The following is a 17,375-nucleotide window of genomic DNA, read 5'->3' as shown; positions in this document are numbered from 1 at the left end:
CACCTCGGTCTCATTGCATATTATTCCTTTAGCTTTCTCCACAGCGTCGTACGGTTGATATTCAGCCGCTTCGCTGCTTTTGATTGATTCATATTTTCCTCTTCTAGCACCGTTCGAATAATCCGTCTTTCAATTTCATCAAGCGTGCCATGTAAATAGCTCGACAGCTGCTTTTCTTCATGTTCAGACGCAAGCTGATCAATTGCTGTCTTCGCTTTACTCAATGTGATATATCCGCTTTTTGTCGTCAGCACAAGCTCTTCCATGATCCGCTTGAACTGCCGGACATTTTCTCTAAATCTCTGATTTTGAAAGGCTTCTATCACCTCTGCTGACAGCCCGACAACCTGCGTACCATAAAGAGAATTCAGTTCGGCAATAAATAACCGGCTCATATCCTCAATATCTTCTGCCCGTTCAGATAACGGCGGGACATGAATCGTGAGCTCCTGTAAGCACATATATAGTTCCTCACTAAATGCTCCAGATTGCATCAATTTGAACAAATCCACTGTAGATGCAGCCATCCAGCGAATGTGCTGCCGATGATGAAAAAGCTGCTCGACAATGAGTGGCTGCATATCCATTGGGACACCATCAATATCCTTCAGAAAGATCGTTCCTTTTTGATGCACCGGAATGGCTTTTACATCATCCGGTTCGGTCAAACGTTTGCAATGAACCGTCATAAAGCTCTCATTTTTTCTCTCGCTCATTTGATGAATCGCAAAAGCAAGGCTTGATTTACCAGTTCCTTGTTCGCCATAGAGGCAAATAGAGCGATCCGTTTGGCTGAACGCCTTTGCCCTTTGGATCACATCTTTCATTTTTGAACTCTGTTCGGTAAAAAGAGCAAATGGATGTGCTGAATGAACAGGCGCTGCCAGCGTCCATATACGATGACCCTCTCTATTGATCACAGCAGAAGGCTTCTCAATTGTCACCAGCATCTCGCCTTTAGATAACAAACTGCCTTTGACATGCCACATGTGCTGCTGATTGGATATTTGAGAGAAGCCGTTTTGCTTTCCTTCTCGAACCGCTTTCACTGCCGGTTCAAGCGCTGGACACCATGCCACCACATCGACATGAGATGTAAACGGTGGAAATAATCCTTGTTCAGTCCATTGTTTCAATTGTTGATTGATAAAATGAAGCTGATTGTCTTGATCAATGATCAGCATTCCTTTTGACTCTTGATCAATCATTTCTCGAAAGAGGCGCTGCTCAGCTGTAGCCTCTTTATATAAACGGTACATTTGTTTTGCTTGATGGAACGCTTCCTTGACAGATTCACGGCCAGAGGTAATCAGCATGCTTTGCATCCCAAGCTCCTTGGCCGCTTTATCTGTAATCACATCCCCAAGCACAACCTGCGTTCCTTGTTCCTGTAATTGCTTTAAGAGATCCCAGACTTCTTCCTCTTTCTGCACTGTGTAAATATCAATTTTAATCCCGTATAACTCTCCAATGGTGCGTACACCTTGTGTAATATTTTCAAAACCAACAACTGCTTTTTTCCCTTGGTAATCTTTAATCAGCGTGAGGGCACGAAGCAGGTCGTAACCTGATACAGGGATATCCACCACTGGAATGTTGACATGCTTTTGAATAAGCGCAGCTGTTCCTCCGCGGCTCATAATGATATCCATTCCTTGAGCCTCTGCCTGTTCTGCCAGTGCAACACCTGACCTAAGGTCTCCGACTTCAAGCTGGAATGTGATATTTTTTTCTTCTTTGGCAAGGTCGATTAATACATCGCCCAATCCTTTATACGGCGCAATACCTAGCACTTTTATATTCATGAAAAGGACCCCCATTTTTTATCTCTTCATTGTGAGACATACCTTGAGGGAGTCCAAAGGTTAACAAATTGGGACAACCCTCCAAACATCAATTATAAATGAAGCAAATGAGGGTTACAATTCACAGAAACAGGGCTCCCTTGCGGTTAAGACGTGTGATGTGTCCATTCCTCTGTCACACATACATACTTGATGGCCTGCCGATAAAAAGTAAACGCAATGTGCAGCTTCCCATCTTTTCCTTCTGTGATGGATGGATATGAATACTCTCGATTCAATTTATCCTTTGAATTGTTTGTCATGGCATAGCCATCACCGATTTCAAGGTTACGTCTGACGGGCCATGTTGCACCGTCATCCTTAGAGATGGCAAGTGTCATTGGGGCACGAGGCGTTCCCCAAAAAGCTGGTCGTGCCTCTGTATCAACAGCCGTCCGTGTATCGCCTTCATCCTCAATCTCGTCATATAAGGAGGCTCTTCTTTCTGTTTGATCATCCGCATTGATATGGTTATAAACGAGGGCGAGATGACCATTTTGGAGCACCGTAAATTGAATGGATGAGTTATTGTTCGGCAGCTCTGTCGCCTTTGGCTCGGACCATGTCCGTCCGTGATCCACTGAGCGGCTCATATAAATCGAATCAGCAAACCGGCTTCTAAAGAGGGCAATCAGGGTACCATCAGCACATTTTCCAATATTCATATGAACACAGCCCGTACTGTTTGGCACGATGACCTCTTCCCACGTCTTGCCTTGATCCGAGGAAATTTTCACAGCACTGACATCTCGGTTCCCTGTCCATTTGACACCAGGAATCGTCTTACAATAAAAGACGGGAAGGAGCCAATCATCATTATCCAGCACAACAATAGGCTGACGAATAAACGTGCCGGGCTGATCAAATAAAGTGCCAATCTCCCCCCATGTCTCTCCTCTATCCTCTGATACACGATATCTCACAATGGCCGTATCTTGATTTCCAGATAGCTGCGCTGTATAAAGCAGCCACAGCCTGCCACCTTTCTCTTGAAAAAGAACTGGATTTTGTTCAGATCGTGTAGAATCATTGGATAGCTTCACAGCCTCTGTCCATTGGTCACTTCCTTGCTTGAGCCTTGACATATAGATAGAGATATCAGGAATTCCTTCTTGTGTTCCGCCAAACCATACACATAGCACATCCCCATTATCCAGCTCAATGAGATTAGCCGCATGGTTTTGCACGCAGTTTGTTGGGAGAAAAGCTTCTTTTCTCGCGGGGTCTTGTTTATTTTGTCGTAATATTCCATCTATTTTGATCGAGACGTCTTCATTTGTCATGATAATTCTCCTTTCAGTTGTTGATCCTTTTTCGTCGGCGGGCTGATCAATCGATCAATCACCAGCACTAGGAAAGGAATGATAATCGCTACGTACATATTATCGATACCGAATGGATTATCGAGTAAATACCAAACCGTCGTAGCAATACCTGAAGCAGCAAGACCAATGGTTGCCCCTCTATTTGAATTAAAATATGGCAAGTAAAAGCCCATTGCCGCTACAACAGCGATTGATGTTCGAAGTGCTCTTGTAAAAAAGGAGAGAGACAGCAGCTCAGGCGCAAGGGCAACCCCCAAAAGCGGCACAATCCCAACGATGACAGCTACATACCGAGTAATCTTCATTCGCTGCTCAGGTGATGGTTTCATTTTCGGCACATAAAAGTCATCAATGATCAGCGTGGTTGTTGCAAGCGCAACCGTTGACACACCGACAAAGATGGATGCTACAAGAGATGTCGCCACAACAGCGCTCAAAATCGGATTCATATGCTGTAAAAAGACAGGAAACGCGTAAATAGGATCAATGTCTGGGTACAAATAACGTGCAGCGACACCGATGACCCCGATCGCAATGGCCAGTGGCAAACAAAGGAGTGCTGCATACAGGGTCGATTTCTTTGCCTCTCGTTCACTTTTCGACGAGGTGATGGCCTGAATGATAAACTGCGTCGCAAAAATGGCTCCCATGTTTCCTATAAACCAAGCTCCGATCGTTCCCCAACCGATTGTGCCATCCCATGTAAAGAAATGATCAGGCAGGCTTTGTTTCATCGGCTCAAAGCCTTTCGTTAAATAAAGTGCTACCCCTAGTGTAATTAAAATCCCCGCATACTTCACGATCGAATGAAGGATGGTGACCCATGCAACCCCTTTCATTCCTCCGAACGTAAAATAAAATGTACTGACAACCGCCGTAATGATGGCACAGGTCATTAAAGGAAGCCCAAGAATCGATGCAATGGCAGCTGAACCACTTAAATAGTTTCCTAGATTCACAAGGAGCAATGCTGCAATCATGATAACAGAGACGACCAACTTCGTTGATTTTCCAAACTTCTGATTAATAATACCTGAAATGGTGTATTGCCCTGTTCGATAAAACTTTCCGACTAAGAAAAAGGAAAAGATAAAAAAGGCAATCGCAACTGTGATAACAGACCATGAAGCGGACAGCCCATGCGTAAATGCAGATTCTGCTGTTCCGACGGTGGATTTCGTTCCAATGAATTCACTCATTAACAAAATACCGACCACAATGGCTGGAAGTGACTTAGCTGCATTGTTGAATTCTGAATTGGACTTACTGCGGAATCGCATCGTCAGCCAAGTCGTAAACAGGATATAGATCATAATGACGATTAAAATAAATGTGATGACAGAACTGCTTAAAACATTCACTTAAAATCCCCCTTTGTGTGAAAGCCGTGTGAAGCATCTTCTTATGTCCCATCCCGAGTGACGTATGAAGAGTTAGGCGTCGAGCAGTTTCATATAGACCTGTTCAATATCAGAGACAGACATTGGCTTCGGGTTGTTGTCCATTAATCTCTTCACCGCTGAAGCTGCTTCAGCAAGTGCCGGCACATCCTCTTTTGACACGCCAAAGGCTTTGAGCTGTTGAGGAATGTGTAAATCCGCTGTCCACTCTTCAATCTGACGAATCAAATGCTCTGCAAGCGTATGCTTCGAGCCTTTTTCTTCTATCCCTATCACCCTAGCAACATCTCCAAGACGATCATTGATATGATCTGCATTAAATGCCGTGACGTGAGGAAGAAGCATGGAATTAGCGACACCGTGAGAAATCTTGTATTTTCCCCCTAACGGATAAGCCATTGCATGAACTGCTGCTGTCCCAGCACTTGTGAGTGCCATTCCCCCATACATTGCACCAACCAGCATATCCTCCCTTGCCTTCACATTCTCCCCGTGATGATACGCTTCCTGAATACTTCCTGAAATCAGCCTCATGGATTCGAGTGCGAACATATCACTGAATGGATTGGCTTTATTGGAAATATACGATTCAAGCGCATGCGTAAACGCGTCCATACCTGTAGCTGCGGTAATGGGTTTCGGTAAGTTGAGCGTAAGTACCGGGTCCAAGATCACAAGGTCCGGCAAGAGATGCGGGCTGACCATTCCGATTTTTAGTTCCTTTTCTGGAAAGGTGACAATCGCATTTGGTGTCACCTCTGATCCCGTACCAGATGTTGTTGGAATCAGAATCGTCGGAACCCCTCTTTTTCTCACAAGATTTGTACCAATGAGCGCAGAAATCGGCTGATCATTCGTTTTTAGAACAGCTAGAATTTTTGCCGCATCCAGCACACTTCCACCACCAATCCCGATGATGGCCTCATGCTCCCCTTTTAAAAATGTCTGGAATACATCCTCGATATTTTCTTCTGTTGGTTCTGGCTTAATCTCTGTGCAGATCTCACTGGCAATCCCTTTTTTCGCAAGCTCTCTTTTGATTTGGTCTGCATAACCAAGCGATACGATGGATGGCTGCGTTAAAATAAAGATCGATGTCAGTCTGCTAAGTCCTAATAAATCTAACTTTTCTCCAAGGAGCTCTAGAGAATGAGCCCCAGATACAATGTGTGATGCCGTTTGAAACTGATAATGCGTTGTCGTCATCTCTTCACTGCTCCTTTGCTGCTTTTGCTTGCGTGCGATAATTCTCGATCATGTGTGTCACAGCTTCTAAAGCCTCTCCAGACAGCTCTTTTACCGGGCTTTTTGGCGGACCAACGGGAAGTCCTGAAAGCTCTGCTGCTTTTTTTAAAGGCGCTGGTAATGTGCCTAAAGTGAATGTCGCTCTTAACGGCTGCAACTGCTGCTGAAATTGCTCACTTTGATCAAGCTCACCTTGTTGAAAAGATTCATAAAGCCCAACGACAATTTCTGGAAGAACGTTTGCCGTTGCCGCAACTGCCCCTGATCCGCCGAGCTTCAATGTCTCTAAAATGAGTGAATCTGTTCCTGCAAGTACGACAAACTCTTCATCCTTTGTCACATCCAGATAAGCCTTTATATTGGCAATGTCTCCACTGCTGTCCTTAATGCCCAGCACGTTCGGCAGTGAGCTGAGCCGCAGAACCGTCTCTGGCGCAAGTGATACACCCGTTCTTGATGGGATGTTATAGAGCAGAATGGGAATCCTTACGTTTTCTGAAATGCGGCGGAAATGCTCATACAGCTCTTCTTGTGATGGCGCAACAAAATAAGGTGTGATGACTGACAGTACATCTACGCCTATATCTGCGAGCTTGTTTGACAGCCTGATCGTTGCTTCAGTGCTATTTTCACCTGCTCCAATGAATACCGGCACCCGTCCGGCCACAGCATTTACAACAGTTTCAGCAATTTGAAGCTTTTCTTCCTCTGAAAACAAATGAAACTCGCCATTTGTTCCTAAAGCAAAGATGCCGTGCACACCTGAATCAATCAAACGGTCAATGAGTTGCTTTGTCACTTCCGGATGAAAATCCTCTTCTTTTGTAAGCGGTGTCAAAATAGCTGGAATAATTCCCTTAATGTTCAAAAGATCCTCCCCTTCTGAATGTTGCATTTTTAAACACATATTCATTTAAACGCTTTCATAATTCTTATTATAAAAGTAATTTGATTTATTTAGCAACATATTTTTAGATTTTTTCAAATGTTCAGCGCATTCTTTAAAGATCTGTTGATGTTTTCAACAAAAAAAGCGAACCAGTCGGTTCACTTTTTTCTTGCAACCAATGTATGAAGAAGACGCTGCACTTTCTTTCGTACCCTTTCGTGCAAAAGAGCATCATGTTCCTTTTGCTGCGCATGAGCAGAAGCGATACAAAGATGATGGATGGGAACGCTTGTCTCTTGTTGAATGATGTGCATCAGCTGCCCCATCATTTGAACAGACGCTCCATCTGATAATGATTCTTTCAGCACAAGCCAAACGGACAGCTCTCCTTCCTGATGCATTCCATAAAGAAGGACATCTTCTTCATCATCTTGAGCCGCGTATTCCTTTGGTTCACCCGATTGTTCAAGAAACAATATGCCTTCTCTATCATCTAGCATTTCATGGAGAGCTTCAGTTCCCGTTCCGAGTGACCGTTTCCAAAAGAAGCCGCCGTTTTTCTCATGTGAGGAAAGGATGCGAAGCGGCTGTTTAATGGAAAACGTCATTCCATGTGATCCATGTGTTTTCCAGCCCTCCGCTAATTTCACACATGATCTGTCAGAAGTGGCCGCCGGCTCGATCATCAGCTGGGGGTTTGGTCGCAGTGGATGCTGAAGCGGCGTCACAACGGTTTCATACACTCGGTTTATCCGTTCAGTGGTCAAAACGTGATGCGGTTCTCCTAGCATCTCCGCCTTTCCCTCGTGAAGCAAAAGCAGCCGATCACAATACAAACTGGCGATATTCACATCATGAAACACACCGATGACCGTTAATCTAGAGGAAGAGGTCTCTTCTCTAATCAAATCGAGCAATTCTTTTTGATAGGCTAAATCAAGAAAGCTAGTTGGTTCATCCAGCAATAAATATTCAGGGCGCTGCGCTAACGCTTGGGCTAAATATACCCGTTGCTGCTCTCCCCCGCTTAATTCATGGATGGATTGATCCTTAAATTGAGCCACATCGGTTTGTTCCATCACTGTGCTGACGACCTGCACATCTTCTTTTGTGACAGATTGCAGCCATCCTTTCTGATAAGGATAGCGTCCAAACTGGACGGTTTCTTCCACCGTAAATGAGAAGGCTTGATCGGTCTTCTGCGGAAGAACAGCCAGTTTTTGCGCAAGTGCCTTTGGCCGATAGGACTGAACTGGATGGGCGTTCAGGTATACTTGACCGCTCTTTGGTGCTAAAACACCTGCGATCATTTTAAGCAAGGTCGTCTTACCGCTCCCATTTGGTCCAAGGATGCCAAGAAATTCTCCTTGATTCACCTCAAAACTCACGCCGCGAATGACCTCTTTTTCACCATATCCACCTCTGACTTCCTTCACTTGAATCATAGATGCGTCCCTCCTCTATATCTGCGAATGAGGATCATGCCAAATACAGGTGCACCAATTAATGCCGTGATGATGCCAATAGGCAGTTCCGTCGGCTCGATGATTGTACGGGATAACACATCTGCTAAAACAAGAAAAGAAGCGCCGTTTAGCATAGACAATGGGAGGAGATGCCGGTGATCCGTGATAGATAAAAGACGGATAAAATGCGGGATGACAAGTCCTACAAATCCGATCGTCCCTGACACTGCTACCGCACTGCCCGTCAGAATTGAACCAGCAAGCAGAACCACATATTTGCTCCTTGTCACATGAACCCCTAATAGCTTTGCCTTTTCCTCCCCGTACGTCATCACATTTAAATCTCGTCCCATCAGTATCAGTGCAAAGGTACCAATGAGGAAGAAAGGAAGGAAAAGAACGATATAACGCCAGCCCCTCATGGACACACTGCCTAAAAGCCAATGAATAATCTCTTTTAAATCATCACCTGTTAAAGCAATCATTAATGAAATGAGCGCCCCCAAAAACGAACTGAAAATCACACCCGTCAAAATTAAAGAGGAGATGCTCATTCCTCGATGAACAAGACGTGCAAAAAAGAGGACGAGACATAGCGTCACAAGTGCTGTTGTCATACTCAAGAAAGGCAGTGTAAAAGTGCCCATGAAAGGAAGCTGCAGGCTAAAAAATAAAGTCGCTACGGCTCCAACAGATGCCCCTTGAGATACCCCTAGTGTATAAGGATCTGCGAGAGGATTTTTTAATAAACCTTGAAAGGCTGCACCAGATAACGCCAAAGCCGCCCCTACTAATGCTGCTAATATCACTCTCGGCAGCCGGATATTCATCATGATATTGCGGTCGATCGCATCAATGCCCCCGATCTGAACTCCGAATAGTTCATGAACAAATATGCGGATAATAGAAGGAATGGGAATCCCTAAACTGCCAAATGAGATTCCCATTCCAATACTCATCACAAGAAGGAAAACACTTAGTGCGTATGCAATGATTACTTTATTTGAACGTGTCAGGATAGATGCTTTTCGCAAGAGCCTCGACTCCTTCAACCAATCGCGGCCCCGGTCTTGATGCGAGATCCGTATTCAATTGAAAGACTTGTTTTTCTTTTACTGCTTTAATGGCATTCCAGCCATCTCTTTTTTGCAGATCAGCTAAGCTAGAACCATCAATTGTGACAATGACATCAGGATTTCGTTTGATTATTGATTCTTCCGTCATTTGCACCCAGCCAGTTTGATCGCCTGCAACATTTTTTGCGTGAATGACAGAAAGCATTTCGTCCATAAATGTGTTTTTACCTGTTGTGTAAATTTCAGGCGTCCCTGATACTTCGACAAAGACTGTTTTTTGTTTGTCTTTGGAAATGGACGCTGCTTGTTTCTTAAGGTCATTCAGTTTTGATTTCATTTCATCTATAAGCTTCGTTGATGCTTCTTTCACACCGGCTGCTTTGCCGATCATATTGATAGACTTGTACACATCTTTGAAGGAGGCTGCATCTTGAACAGTCAGCACTTGAATACCTGCATCTTCAAGCTGTTTAAATCCTTCTTTCGATCCCATTTGAGATGCATGTGCTAATACGAGGTCAGGCTTTAAGGAAATGATCTTCTCTACATTGAATTCAAGACCGCCAATCTTCTCTACTTTTTCTACTTCCTTTGGATAATTGTCAAAATCTGATCTTCCAACGATTTTATCTCCAAGGCCAAGTGCATAGGCAACCTCTGTATTACTTGGAATTAACGAAACAATCCGTTTGGGCTGTTCTTTGATTTCAACTGTTTTACCAGCTGCATCTTTGATTGAGACGGGAAAGTCCACAGCTGCTGTCTCTTTATGTTGCGAATCACTTGCTTTTTGGTCTGTTTCCGCACCTGCACATCCTGCTAAAACACCCATCACAAGTAATAATGAAAGCCAAATGCCTGTCAACTTCTTCATGAATAAACCCCCTGCTTTATGTACTGCTTGACGACATCTCTTCCGTCAATTCTTTTCTAATTTCGGGAATATTATACTACAGTGCAGATAGGTTGTATATGTGATTTCCAAAAGCGTCTTTTCTGTTCTTATAAAAGGAAAAAGAAGACACAGGGCTAAAATAAAGTTCATTTTAGCCCTGTGTCAACAATCTGAAACAGCCTTCAAACAGGCTGTTTTCATTTCCTCTATTGGTTTATTTGTTCACCATTCATGATGACTCTCTGAAAAGAAGGAGCTACTGCATGCTCTAAAGAGAGGGGATACGTGACATCATCAATGACACAATCTTTCATTTTAAAGTGCGTGACTGGAGAATGTGGGTATGCGGCTATTTTCACACCATATCGTCCGCCGCTGCTTTTTAGCCCCTCGACTTCAATATGGCGAACGACAGGCTTGTGCGGGCCGGCATCTCCTTCCTCATACATCATGTCGATACAGACAACCTCATGCTTTAAGCTTTTGACTGTATTGTTTTTAAAATAAATGTGTTCAATGGTACCGCCCCTGACAGAGTTGGTTTTGATGCGCAGTGCCCGATCGAGATTTGGACTGTCCATGATATTATCCTCTGCATAAACATATCTGACCCCGCCAGAAATTTCGCTCCCTATCGTTACTCCACCGTGTCCATCACGCATTTCATTTCTACGAATGACAATGTTTTCAGATGGAACTCCGATTCTCCGGCCGTCCTCGTTTCTGCCAGATTTAATAGCAATACAATCATCTCCATTATCAAAGTAACAGTCTTCAATGAGCACATTGCGGCAAGACTCTGGATTTACACCGTCTGTATTTGGTCCATGCCCGATAATATTGACCCCGCGAACGATGACGTTTTCACATAACACCGGATGAATCTGCCACATCGGCGAATCCTTCACTGTCACTCCTTCAATGAGAATATTTTGGCATTGGTATGGCTGTATAAAACTGGATCTTAAATAATGTCCTTCTCCGAACACTCTTTCTTCCACTGGTATTCTTTTTTCAGCCATCTCAAACAGAAGCTGACGATCCCGATCCTGGGAGGGCTGACCATTTGTTCCATACTTCCAAGGCCACCAATGATGCTCATCACCTCTCCCGTCAAGCGTACCACTGCCTGTAATGGCCATATTTTCTGCATGGTGAGCATAAATAAGCGGTGAATAATTATAAAGCTCAATTCCCTCATATCTTGTCAATACGAGCGGTAGGTAATCGCGTGGGTCTTGACTGAATGTCACATAGGCGTTCTCATGGAGATGAAGCTCTACATGGCTTTTCAATTCAAGAGCTCCTGTCAAAAATGTCCCTTCAGGAATGACCACACGCCCCCCTTTCAAACGATGTGCATCATCGATTGCAGACTGAATAGCATTTGTCGAAAACACTTTCCCTTTTTCGTCTGCACCATAATGAATCACATTGAACTCACGATCGGGGAACATTGGCGCTTTTATTTGCTTTAACACATGATCCATGCCATTTGCTTCTTTGTCTTTCTTTCCTTGTTTTGCTAAACGTGCGAGTCCGATTCCGGTTAGTACTGTTCCTGCTGTGATATACATCAAATCCCGTTTTTTAGACATTTCCTCATCCCCCAGTCGCCTTAAAGTGTGACACCTGTTTTAAAAATAGCCAGCTCTCTAAAATTGTTTTTTTCATGATTTAATTGCTTTCCACTCGCCACATCAATAATCGTTGAAATGAATTTTTCTAGCACCACTTCTTCAGGTACATCCTCAAGCAATTCCCCAGCATTAAAGTCAATCCAGTGTTTTTTTGTTTCATATAAGGCAGTATTCGTCGAGACTTTCATCGTTGGGACAAACGTGCCGAACGGTGTCCCTCTGCCTGTCGTAAAGAGCACCAGCTGACAGCCAGACGCTGCAAGGGCAGATGAAGCAACTAGATCATTACCAGGCGCACTTAAGACATTCAGCCCCTTTCGTTTCAGCAATTCTCCGTATTTCAACACATCCTTAATAGCGGAAGTACCCGCTTTTTGTGTACAGCCGAGAGATTTATCTTCTAATGTCGAAATTCCTCCTGCTTTATTTCCCGGGGAAGGATTTTCATATACTGGCTGTTGATGATCCATAAAATATTGTTTAAAATCATTGATCATTTGCACAATATTGTCGAAGGTCTCTTCTGATTCCGCTCTCTCCATTAAGATGGTTTCAGCCCCAAACATTTCTGGCACTTCGGTTAATACGGTTGTTCCGCCCTGCGCCACAATAAAGTCGGACAGTCTGCCTAACAGCGGATTTGCAGTAATGCCAGAAAAACCATCTGATCCTCCGCACTTCAAGCCAATTTTCAGCTCAGATAACGGAATCTCTTCACGTTGATCTTCTTTCGCCGCATCATAAATTTCCTTGAGTAAAGCGACTCCAGTCTCTATTTCATCTCCTACTTCTTGGCTCCTTAAAAATTTCACTCTCGTCTGGTCATACTCCCCTAATGTCGCCTGAAAATCTTCAATGTCATTGTTTTCACAGCCAAGCCCTAGAACGAGTACCCCTCCAGCGTTTGGATGCTTGACAGCATTTTGTAAAATGGTTTTTGTATTTTCATGATCGTCCCCCAGCTGTGAGCATCCATAATTGTGCTTTAATACTAACGCCGTTTCAAAAGGATGGATGTTTCCGCCCATTTCAGCAGTAAATATTTGAATGATTTGATCGGCGATGCCATTGACGCAGCCCACTGTAGGGACAATCCAAAGCTCATTACGTATCCCACTTGCACCATTTTTTCGTTTATAGCCTTTAAATGTCAGATTCGTTTTTTCATAGGGGTTTTCTGTTAAAGACGGTTGATATTCGTAATCGAGCTTACCTGATAGATTCGTTTTAATGTTATGCGTATGCACCCATTCTCCCTTAGAAATAAGTGTAGTTGCATGACCAATCGGATAGCCATATTTGATGATATTCTCGTTTTGCTTGATATCAGCCAGCGCAAATTTATGACCTTTGGCGACGGTTTCTTTTAAAACGATTGTATGCCCCTGGTACTGAAGTTCCTCACCTTGCTCAAGCACTTTTAAAGCAATCCCTACATTATCTGAAGGATGAATCACAATAAAGTCTCTCATGCCTTCTCCCCCTGACTTTCATATTGATGATGGAGCATTCGGTCAACAGCAGCTCTCATCCCGTTTTCATGGATGAAGGTAAGCTGCTTGGCTACTGCATCATTCAGCCCTTCTATACTCGTTAAGTCCATCCCCCATATTGCCTCACTTGAAAGAACATGATGAGCCATGGATTCATAGGAATGATTCATTTCTTCCTGCGCTTCCTTCATGATTGCCATCACAGTCTCATCATCCTTTACCTTATCTGTATTGACTTGATAAAAATAAATAAGACTGCTGAGTGAAAAGACAAGCTTCATTGGCAGCTGTTTTTTTAGCCCAACATAATCAAGAAGGGATGGGAGAATACGCGCCCGAAACTTAGAGACACCATTCAATGCAATATCCAGCAATTGATGCTTCACAAACGGGTTGCAGAAACGATCCCAAACGGATTGTGTATAAAGAAGAAGCTCATCTTCAGGAAGGGGCAGACTTGGCAGCACTTCCTCCTCGAGCATACTTCGGATGAACGAACCAACAAGCTCATCATCCACAGCTTTTTTTACAGTATCTAAACCACATGAATACGCGATTGGCACCATCGCTGTATGTGCACCGTTTAAAATACGGACCTTGCTCATTCGATAAGGAGTGATATCCTCCACAAAAAGCACGTTTAGCCCTGCTTCTTGAAAAGGAAGCTCTTTTTCAACAAATGCGGGTGCTTCAATGACAAACAGATGATAATATTCTGCCGTGACAAGCAATTCGTCGATATATCCGTCTTCCTTTTGCACAGCTTCAGCTGCTTCCTGTGAAAATCCCGGGACAATTCGATCAACAAGCGTATTACAGAAGGTGTTCGCTTTCTTCAGCCAAGTAACAAAGTCAGGCGGAAGATCCCACTCAGCTGCCATAGCAGTCACGTATTCTTTTAATCTATCACCGTTTTGCTCGATCAATTCACAAGGCAGGATGATCAGTCCCTTATTCTCATCTCCTGCAAATGCTTTAAACCGATGATATAAGAAGGCTGTCAGCTTTCCTGGAAAACTTACCTGCGGTCTGTCTTCTAACCGATCCTCTTTTCTTAATACAAGTCCTGCCTCAGTTGTATTAGAAAAGACGAAGCGCAGATCAGGACTTTCCGCTACGTGTAAAAAGGCCTCGTAATCTGTATACGTACTGATTCCCCTGCTAATGGATTGAATGACGATACGTTCGTTCATTTCTTTTTGATCATGAAAGCCCTGAATACATAAAGTGTACAAGCCGTCTTGTTCATTTAAAGCCGTAACTGATCCTTTTCGAGGAGGAACAACAACGGCTCTTCCTTTAAAATCTGTACAGTCGTTTAGTTTCTGGATGTGCCAATTGATAAACCCTCGCATAAAATTCCCTTCACCGATTTGCAAAATCGTTTCTGGATACTCTGCCACCGGGTAGACAGCTTTGGATAATCGCTTCAAATGGTTTCCCTCCCTGCATATATTGCACACGTGAACATTTTTGATTAAAAGATGCAGATCACTGCACCTTTTTGACTGAATCTCTGATCATTAGCTCTGTGTGTACATACACTTTTTCCATATGATCTTCTTCTTTCTCTTCACCGTTTATGACTGAAAGGATCGCTTCTGCTCCAAGCGCACACATTTTTTCAATCGGCTTTTTCACTGTTGTGAGAGCTGGTGTGGTATAGGATGAAAATGCAATATCATCAAAGCCGATAATCGACATATCGCCTGGGCACGTTTTCCCTTTTGCATATAGTGCATTCATCGCACCAATGGCCATGTCATCGTTTGAGCAAAAAAGGGCTGTTGGCGGCTCATCAAGATTCAGCAAGGCTTCCATTGATTCATAACCGCTTTTCATGTGATAGTCACCTTTGATCATATATTCCTTCTTCATTGGCACATGATGATCAATTAATGCTTGCAGAAAGCCAGCTTTTCTTTCTTGAGTCGATTTAAAGCCTTCTTTCCCTTCAATGATGGCGATTTGTTGATGCCCCTGCTGAATGAAATAATGTACAGCTTGGTATGCCCCTTCACTATCATCAGCTAATATATTCATCACTTCATTACTTTCCACACGGCGATTCAGTACAATAATCGGAATGCCCTGTTTTTTCACATGATGGATAAACGCTTCATCATGCTCACTTTGACTCATGAGCAAAATTCCATCATAGCGTTGTTTATGAATGGTTGTGTAATCATGAAAGTCATCAATTCCTCTCACAAACAAATGATAATGCTCTGTCATCACACTGTTAACACCCTTTAACGCATCAACAAAGAAGCTCGAAGATGTGCCTTCTGTTAAACTCGTAAAAAACAGACCAATTGTAAATGATTTTTGGGAGACAAGGCCTCTGGCATGAACATTCGGTGAATAGTTCAGCTGTTTTGCAATCGACAATATTTTTTGTTTTGTTTTCTCTTTAATAAAAGGACTGTTATTCAAAGCCCTTGATACCGTGGTATGAGAGACGTTTGCCAATTTTGCTATGTCTTTGATTGTGACTGTCATGCGATTCCGCCTTTTATGATTTTTTATCATCTTATCATAAAACCGCTTTCATTATCTTGCCTTATTGTTCATGTGATCTTGCTTTTTTGCGGCAGATCCTTGGCTCGATCAAATTGAAAATACTGCTTTGCATTTTCATAGCTGATTCCTTTCACAATTCCCCCTAGCAGTGAGAGATCGTATGGCGCTTCTCCTTTTTCTACCCAATCTCCGATGATATCACAAAGCAGTCTGCGGAAATATTCGTGTCTTGTATACGACAGAAAGCTGCGTGAATCTGTCAGCATCCCAATAAAACGGCTGATCAGTCCGATACTGGAAAGAGCCATCATCTGCTCTGTCATTCCTTGTTTCGTATCATTAAACCACCAGGCCGTGCCGTGCTGAATTTTCCCAGGTGTCTTCCCATCTTGAAAGCTGCCAGCTAACGTTGAAATCACTACATTATCCCTTGGATTTAAGGAATAGAGAATGGTTTTTGGCAGTGCATGTTCTTGTTCTAATCGATCTAATATTCGGCAAAGGGGCTTTGCTATGTCCTCATCATTCATTGCATCAAATCCCGTATCTGGTCCAAGCCGCTCAAACATTTTCGTATTGTTGTTTCTGAGCGCATTGATATGAAGCTGCATTGCCCATCCCCGCTTGCTATATGCCTGGCCTAATTCAATAAATGTATGCGTTCTAAATTGAATCTTCTCATTTTCCGTCAATGGATGGCCAGACAGCCTTTTATGAAAGATGGTGTCCACTTCTTCTTCTGTCGTTTCTTCATAGGTCATTTCATTGATGGCATGATCTGAGATCAAACAGCCCTGCTCATGGAAAAAGTCAATTCTCACATAAAGGGCTTTTAAGAAGTCTTGATAAGACTGAATTGGAATAGCTGATGCCTCTGCCAGCTGATGAACATACTCGATAAACAGATCATTCGTTATATCCAGTGCCTTATCTGGCCGAAACCCTGGCAGCACTTGCACAGAAAATCCTTCTTCCCGTAATTTTTGGTGATAGTGCAGCGAATCGACCGGATCGTCTGTGGTCACAACCGTTTCAACGTTTGATTTCACAATGAAGTCTCTCGCACCAAACCCGTCACCCTGCAGCTTCTTATTTACTTTTTGCCAGATGATGTCTGCATTCTCTTCATTCAAAAGTTCTTCGACTCCAAAATACCGCCTCAGCTCAAGATGAGTCCAGTGATAGAGAGGGTTTCCTATGGTCATCGGAACGGTCTTCGCCCATGCTAAAAATTTCTCTTCATCTGATGCATTTCCTGTTACGTGTGTTTCGGGTACGCCATTGGCTCTCATCGCACGCCATTTGTAATGATCTCCGTAAAGCCATGCTTCGGTTATATTTTGAAACGTTTTATTTTCATAGATTTCTTTTGGACTTAAATGACAATGGTAATCGATAATCGGAAGGTCCTTTGCAAACTCATGGTATAGCTTTTCCGCCGTTTGACTGTTCAATAAAAACTGCTCATCTAAGAAGGCTTTCATCAAACTCCCCCATCTCTTATATTTATGAAAATTAATTTGTTCACGTTAACATTTTTATTGTAATCGTTTACAAAATTGATTTCAATCCTAAAAAC

The 17,375-nt window shown here is 43.2% G+C and carries 13 protein-coding genes; all 13 read right to left on the bottom strand.

Translation table 11 applies throughout. The annotated features are described in order from the left end of the window. Window positions 1-20: 20 nt before the first annotated feature. Entirely contained in the window at window positions 21-1,805 is a 1,785-nt protein-coding gene (locus BK049_RS12165; RefSeq protein ID WP_174549233.1) for a sigma-54-dependent Fis family transcriptional regulator, read from the bottom strand. A 146-nt stretch (window positions 1,806-1,951) separates the two neighbouring features. Continuing rightward, window positions 1,952-3,127, bottom strand: coding sequence for a sialidase family protein (locus BK049_RS12160; protein WP_071168631.1), 1,176 nt, complete (start codon window positions 3,125-3,127; stop codon window positions 1,952-1,954). After that, the gene (locus BK049_RS12155; RefSeq protein ID WP_071168630.1) at window positions 3,124-4,530 is read right to left on the bottom strand and encodes a sodium:solute symporter family protein; all 1,407 of its coding nucleotides are present in this window, start codon (window positions 4,528-4,530) and stop codon (window positions 3,124-3,126) included. The genes BK049_RS12160 and BK049_RS12155 overlap by 4 nt, the downstream gene beginning before the upstream one ends. A 72-nt stretch (window positions 4,531-4,602) precedes the next feature. Beyond that, window positions 4,603-5,775: an iron-containing alcohol dehydrogenase gene (locus tag BK049_RS12150; RefSeq protein WP_071168629.1), complete on the bottom strand. Its 1,173-nt coding sequence runs from the start codon at window positions 5,773-5,775 to the stop codon at window positions 4,603-4,605. A gap of 4 nt (window positions 5,776-5,779) precedes the next feature. Next, the gene (gene dapA, locus BK049_RS12145; protein ID WP_083381160.1) at window positions 5,780-6,682 is read right to left on the bottom strand and encodes a 4-hydroxy-tetrahydrodipicolinate synthase; all 903 of its coding nucleotides are present in this window, start codon (window positions 6,680-6,682) and stop codon (window positions 5,780-5,782) included. A 179-nt stretch (window positions 6,683-6,861) separates the two neighbouring features. Further along, window positions 6,862-8,148: a heme ABC transporter ATP-binding protein gene (locus BK049_RS12140; protein WP_071168628.1), complete on the bottom strand. Its 1,287-nt coding sequence runs from the start codon at window positions 8,146-8,148 to the stop codon at window positions 6,862-6,864. After that, on the bottom strand, window positions 8,145-9,203 hold the full coding sequence (locus BK049_RS12135) for a FecCD family ABC transporter permease (protein ID WP_008356598.1): 1,059 nt from the start codon (window positions 9,201-9,203) through the stop codon (window positions 8,145-8,147). The genes BK049_RS12140 and BK049_RS12135 overlap by 4 nt, the downstream gene beginning before the upstream one ends. Further along, entirely contained in the window at window positions 9,169-10,119 is a 951-nt protein-coding gene (locus BK049_RS12130) for an ABC transporter substrate-binding protein (protein ID WP_071168627.1), read from the bottom strand. Before BK049_RS12130 ends, BK049_RS12135 begins: the two co-directional genes overlap by 35 nt. Window positions 10,120-10,346: 227 nt before the next feature. Further along, on the bottom strand, window positions 10,347-11,738 hold the full coding sequence (locus tag BK049_RS12125; protein WP_071168626.1) for a glycoside hydrolase family 28 protein: 1,392 nt from the start codon (window positions 11,736-11,738) through the stop codon (window positions 10,347-10,349). 20 nt (window positions 11,739-11,758) lie between these two features. Next, window positions 11,759-13,252, bottom strand: coding sequence for a UxaA family hydrolase (locus BK049_RS12120; protein ID WP_071168625.1), 1,494 nt, complete (start codon window positions 13,250-13,252; stop codon window positions 11,759-11,761). Beyond that, complete coding sequence (locus BK049_RS12115; protein WP_071168624.1) at window positions 13,249-14,706, bottom strand: tagaturonate reductase; 1,458 nt, start codon at window positions 14,704-14,706, stop codon at window positions 13,249-13,251. The genes BK049_RS12120 and BK049_RS12115 overlap by 4 nt, the downstream gene beginning before the upstream one ends. A gap of 58 nt (window positions 14,707-14,764) precedes the next feature. Next, window positions 14,765-15,775 carry a LacI family DNA-binding transcriptional regulator gene (locus BK049_RS12110; protein WP_008356587.1) on the bottom strand — a complete coding sequence of 337 codons (1,011 nt, stop codon included), beginning with the start codon at window positions 15,773-15,775 and terminating at the stop codon, window positions 14,765-14,767. Window positions 15,776-15,843: 68 nt separating this feature from the next. After that, window positions 15,844-17,280 carry a glucuronate isomerase gene (gene uxaC / locus BK049_RS12105; protein WP_071168623.1) on the bottom strand — a complete coding sequence of 479 codons (1,437 nt, stop codon included), beginning with the start codon at window positions 17,278-17,280 and terminating at the stop codon, window positions 15,844-15,846. Window positions 17,281-17,375 lie beyond the last annotated feature (95 nt).

This window comes from Bacillus xiamenensis (assembly GCF_001857925.1).
In the GTDB taxonomy this organism is placed as follows: domain Bacteria; phylum Bacillota; class Bacilli; order Bacillales; family Bacillaceae; genus Bacillus; species Bacillus xiamenensis.
Note: the sequence above shows the minus strand (reverse complement) of the source record. Positions and strands in the feature narration are given on the sequence as shown.